General features: G+C 66.1%; 5 protein-coding genes. 4 read left to right on the top strand and 1 reads right to left on the bottom strand.

Annotation, left to right across the window (positions count from 1 at the left end; translation table 11 throughout):
- From METUNV1_RS06530 to METUNV1_RS06515, 4 genes are all read left to right on the top strand, one after another.
- Window positions 1-371: IS110 family transposase (locus METUNV1_RS06530; RefSeq protein WP_043359259.1), on the top strand; the 371-nt coding region annotated here is incomplete at its 5' end.
- Window positions 372-486: 115 nt separating this feature from the next.
- Complete coding sequence (locus tag METUNV1_RS06525; protein WP_008060061.1) at window positions 487-1,626, top strand: M14 family metallopeptidase; 1,140 nt, start codon at window positions 487-489, stop codon at window positions 1,624-1,626.
- Between the two features lie 34 nt (window positions 1,627-1,660).
- Complete coding sequence (locus METUNV1_RS06520; protein WP_008060059.1) at window positions 1,661-2,983, top strand: UDP-glucose dehydrogenase family protein; 1,323 nt, start codon at window positions 1,661-1,663, stop codon at window positions 2,981-2,983.
- A gap of 10 nt (window positions 2,984-2,993) precedes the next feature.
- A complete protein-coding gene (locus tag METUNV1_RS06515) occupies window positions 2,994-4,001 on the top strand; it encodes an NAD-dependent epimerase (protein ID WP_043359257.1) in 1,008 nt (335 codons plus the stop codon).
- A gap of 209 nt (window positions 4,002-4,210) precedes the next feature.
- Here the strand turns inward: METUNV1_RS06515 and METUNV1_RS06510 are convergent.
- The coding region (locus tag METUNV1_RS06510) for an energy transducer TonB (RefSeq protein WP_043359255.1) at window positions 4,211-4,567 on the bottom strand (357 nt) is incomplete at its 5' end.

The raw sequence follows: 4,567 nt of genomic DNA, 5'->3' as shown, positions 1-4,567 counted from the left end.
GCATCGGCGCACTCACCGCCGCAGGCCTGTGCGCCACCTTCCACCGCGCCCGCTTCAGCGGCGGCGATGCCTTCATCGCCTTCCTGGGCCTGGATGTGACCGTGCGCCAATCGGGCACCCAGCGCGGACGCGGCGCGCTCAGCAAGAAGGGGGATGCCGAGATGCGCCGTCTGCTCTATAACGCCGCCATGGCGGCCAGCCGCTCCAGCACCTGGCAACCGTTCTACCAGCGCTTGCTCCAGCGCGGATTCAGCCGCACCCAGGCGCTGGTCGCTCTGGCAAGAAAGCTCGCACGGGTCGCCTTCTCGTTGATGAAGAACGCTTCCAACTACGTTCCTAAACAACACGAAAACGCTTGCGTTGGAACATAGAATCTCCCACCGGAGACCGGCGCGCTCTTCGCGGTGCGCGCAGCAGAGGGCGCTGCGGGGATGCAGGCCGGGGCGGCACTGTATACTTCGGCCCACTTCACCGTGGGAGCCCCCATTGATCCGAATCAGCAGCCAGTTCGACAGCGGCGCCATCGAGGTGCTGGAGTGTGCGGATGTGTCGAACATCCGCCTTAACCTGCCGTCTGACAACGCGGCGGCTTTCCGGCAGTGGTTCCACTTCAGGTTGCAGGGCGCGCGCGGTCAGGCGTGTTCGATCAGTTTCGAGAACGCCGGCCAGTCGGCCTACCCGGGCGGCTGGGACGGCTACCGTGTGGTGGCCTCGTATGACCGGCGGAACTGGTTCCGGCTGTCGGCCGGCCAGTACGACGGTGAGCGCTACACCTTCCGCATCACGCCGGATTTCGACAGCGTCTATTTCGCCTACTTCGAGCCCTATTCGTGGGAGCGGCATCTCGAACTGCTGGGCGAGGCCGATGCCTCGCCGGTGGCCACGGTGACCGATCTGGGCGCCACGCCCGACGGGCGTGACCTGAACCTCATCACAGTAGGCCGGCCGGCGCCCGGCCGGCGCAATGTGTGGATCACCGCGCGCCAGCACCCGGGCGAAACGATGGCCGAGTTCTATGTCGAGGGGCTGCTGCGCCGGCTGTACGACACCTCGGACCCGGTGTCGCGCCGCCTGCTGGAACGCGCCTGTTTTCACGTCGTGCCCAATATGAATCCGGACGGATCGCTGCGCGGCAATCTGCGCACCAACGCGCGCGGCACCAACCTGAACCGCGCCTGGCGCGAGCCGGACATGCAGAGCAGCCCGGAAGTCGCCCTGGTGCGCGCGCGGATGGAAGCGACCGGTGTGGATGTGTTTCTCGACATTCACGGCGACGAAACGCTGCCGTATGTGTTCATCGACGGCAACGGCATGGTGCCCGGTTTCACCGACGCGCACCGCGAACAGGAGCGCCGTTTCACCGATGCGCTGCTGGCGGCGAGCCCGGATTTCCAGATGACAGAGGGCTATGCGCCGGACCGCTTCACCGACGAGCTGCTCACGCTGGCGTCGAAATGGGTGTATCACCGCTTCGGCTGCCTCGCGCTCACGCTTGAAATGCCCTTCAAGGACAATGCCAATCTGCCGGACGGGCTGTTCGGCTGGAGCAGCGCGCGCAGCCAGCGTCTGGGCGCGGCCACGCTGCAGGCCCTGCTGGCCGCGCTGGACGAACGGTCGGGCAACTGAATTCTCTTTTGAAAACTTCGACGGACCTCTCTGAATGAAGATCACCGTAATCGGCACCGGCTACGTAGGCCTGGTGTCCGGGGCCTGCCTGGCCGAGATGGGCAACGACGTGCTGTGCCTGGACCTGGATCCGGAGAAGATCCGCATCCTGAAGGAAGGCGGCATTCCCATCCATGAGCCGGGTCTGGACGCCGTGGTGGCGCGCAATGTGGAGGCGGGGCGCCTGCACTTCACGACCGACGTGGCCGAGGCGGTGCGCTTCGGCACCATCCAGTTCATCGCGGTGGGCACGCCGCCGGACGAGGACGGCTCGGCCGACCTGCAGTACGTGCTGTCGGCGGCGCGCAACATCGGCCGGCTGATGACCGACTACAAGGTGGTGGTCGACAAGAGCACGGTGCCGGTCGGCACCGCCGACAAGGTGAAGGCGGCGATCGCCGAAGAACTGGCCGCGCGCGGCCTGAGCCTGGAATACGCGGTGGTGTCGAACCCGGAATTCCTGAAGGAAGGCGCGGCGGTGGAGGACTTCATGCGTCCGGACCGCATCGTTGTGGGGGCCGACGACGAACGCGCGGTGCATCTGATGCGCGCGCTGTACGCGCCGTTCCAGCGCAACCGCGACAAGCTGGTGGTGATGGACGTGCGCAGCGCGGAACTGACCAAGTACGCCGCCAACGCCATGCTGGCCACGCGCATCAGTTTCATGAACGAACTGGCGCTGCTGGCCGACCGCATGGGCGCGGACATCGAAATGGTGCGCCAGGGCATCGGCTCGGACCCGCGCATCGGCTACCACTTCCTGTACGCCGGCTGCGGCTACGGCGGCAGCTGCTTCCCGAAGGACGTGAAGGCGCTGATCCGCACCGCGCGCGAGAACGGCCAGGCGCTGCAGGTGCTGCAGGCGGTGGAAGACGCCAACGACGTGCAGAAGATGGTGCTGGTGGACAAGATCGTCGCCAGGTTCGGCGAAGACCTGTCGGGTCGCCGCTTTGCGCTGTGGGGTCTGGCGTTCAAGCCCAATACCGACGACATGCGCGAGGCGCCGAGCCGGGTCATCATCGCCGAGCTGTTCAAGCGCGGCGCCACGGTGACGGCGTACGACCCGGTGGCGATGACCGAAGCGAAGCGCATTTTCGGCGACGAGCCGCGTCTGGCCTACGCCGAGAAGCCGATGGACGCGCTGGAAGGTGCGGACGCGCTGGTGATCGTGACCGAGTGGAAGGAATTCCGCAGCCCTGACTTCGAGCGCATCAGGTCGGCGCTGAAGCAGCCGGTCATCTTCGACGGCCGCAATCTGTACGAGACCGAACTGCCGCGCAGCTTCGGCATCGAGTACTCGGCCATTGGCCGTCGTTGAGCCGCGCACGATGAAAGTACTGCTCACCGGCGCCGCCGGCTTCATCGGCATGCATGTGGCCCAGCGCCTGCTGGCGCGTGGCGACGAGGTGGTCGGGCTGGACAACCTGAACGACTACTACGAAGTGTCGCTGAAGGAGGCGCGTCTGGCCCGGCTCACGCCGCAGCCTGGTTTCCGCTTCGTGAAGATGTCGGTCGAGGACCGTGACGGCATGGCGCAGCTGTTCGCCGCCGAGCGCTTCGACCGCGTCGTGCATCTGGCGGCCCAGGCCGGCGTGCGCTACTCGCTGCAGAACCCGAACGCCTATATCGACGCCAATATCGTCGGCTTCATGAACATCCTGGAAGGCTGCCGCCACAGTGGCGTGCAGCATCTGGTGTATGCCAGCAGTTCCAGCGTGTACGGCGGCAACACGAAAATGCCGTTCAGCGAGGCGGACAGCGTCGATCACCCGGTGAGCCTGTACGCCGCGACCAAGAAAGCCAACGAGCTGATGGCGCACACCTACAGCCATCTGTACGGCCTGCCCACCACCGGCCTGCGCTTCTTCACCGTCTATGGCCCCTGGGGCCGCCCTGACATGGCGCTTTTCCTGTTCACCAAGGCGATGGTGGAAGGGCGGCCGATCGACGTGTTCAACCGCGGCGACATGCAGCGCGATTTCACCTTCATCGACGACATCGTCGAAGGCGTCATCCGCACGCTGGACCGTCCGGCCGAACCGGATCCGGCCTTCGATGGCGATCATCCGCATCCGGGCCATTCGAAGGCGCCGTTCCGGGTGTTCAACATCGGCAATCAGGGGCCGGTGAAGCTGATGAGCTTCATCGAGGCGATCGAGAAGGCGCTGGGCATCACCGCGCAGAAGAACCTGCTGCCGATGCAGCCGGGCGATGTGCCGGCCACCTATGCCGACGTGTCCGAACTGACCGCCTGGACCGGCTTCTCGCCGGCCACGCCCATCGAAGAAGGCGTCGCGCGCTTCGTCGAGTGGTACCGCGCCTACTACGGGGTCTGAAGGCGCTGCAGGGCCTTTACCCGCATCGTCCGATGGATCCACCGCCGCATCGCGGCGGGGCGCCGCTCCCACGGAATGTGCGCAAGCCGTCGCAGTTTTTGTGGGAGCGGCGCCTCGCCGCGATGGGATCTTTGGCCGGCGCCATCGCATGAGCAGCCGAAGAATCGCGGCGAGGGCGCCGCTCCAACAGGGCCGTCGCCGGCCGTCGCTCAGCTGCCCTGCAGCCTGTAATTCACCGGCAGCACGAAGCTGAACTTGCGCTGCGCCAGGTTGCCCGGGAAGGGCGGCAGCTTCATCTTGCGGCCGACCTCCACCGCCGCGTTGTCGAGCACCGAGAAGCCGCTGGACTGCTTCACGCTCACATTCACCAGCTGACCGTTGTCGAACTCGAACACCAGTTCCAGCGAACCCTGCTGGTTGCGGGTACGGGCGACCGCCGGGTATTTCTGGTTCGATTCGAACAACTTGCCCACTTCGCGACCGAAGCTGTTGATCAGCGCGTCATAGTTCTCAGGCGGCGGTGCGACCGGCGCGGGGGCCGGTGGCGCTGGCGGTGCCGGCGGCGG

It is taken from the genome of Methyloversatilis universalis FAM5, from assembly GCF_000214035.2.
Classification (GTDB): domain Bacteria; phylum Pseudomonadota; class Gammaproteobacteria; order Burkholderiales; family Rhodocyclaceae; genus Methyloversatilis; species Methyloversatilis universalis.
This window is presented reverse-complemented; position numbering and strand designations above follow the sequence as displayed.

What these genes read in the sequence shown, in the direction of transcription:
- METUNV1_RS06520 (WP_008060059.1), top strand. Translation starts at nt 1,661, where the DNA reads ATGAAGATCACCGTAATCGGCACCGGCTACGTAGGCCTGGTGTCCGGG.
- METUNV1_RS06515 (WP_043359257.1), top strand. Translation starts at nt 2,994, where the DNA reads ATGAAAGTACTGCTCACCGGCGCCGCCGGCTTCATCGGCATGCATGTG.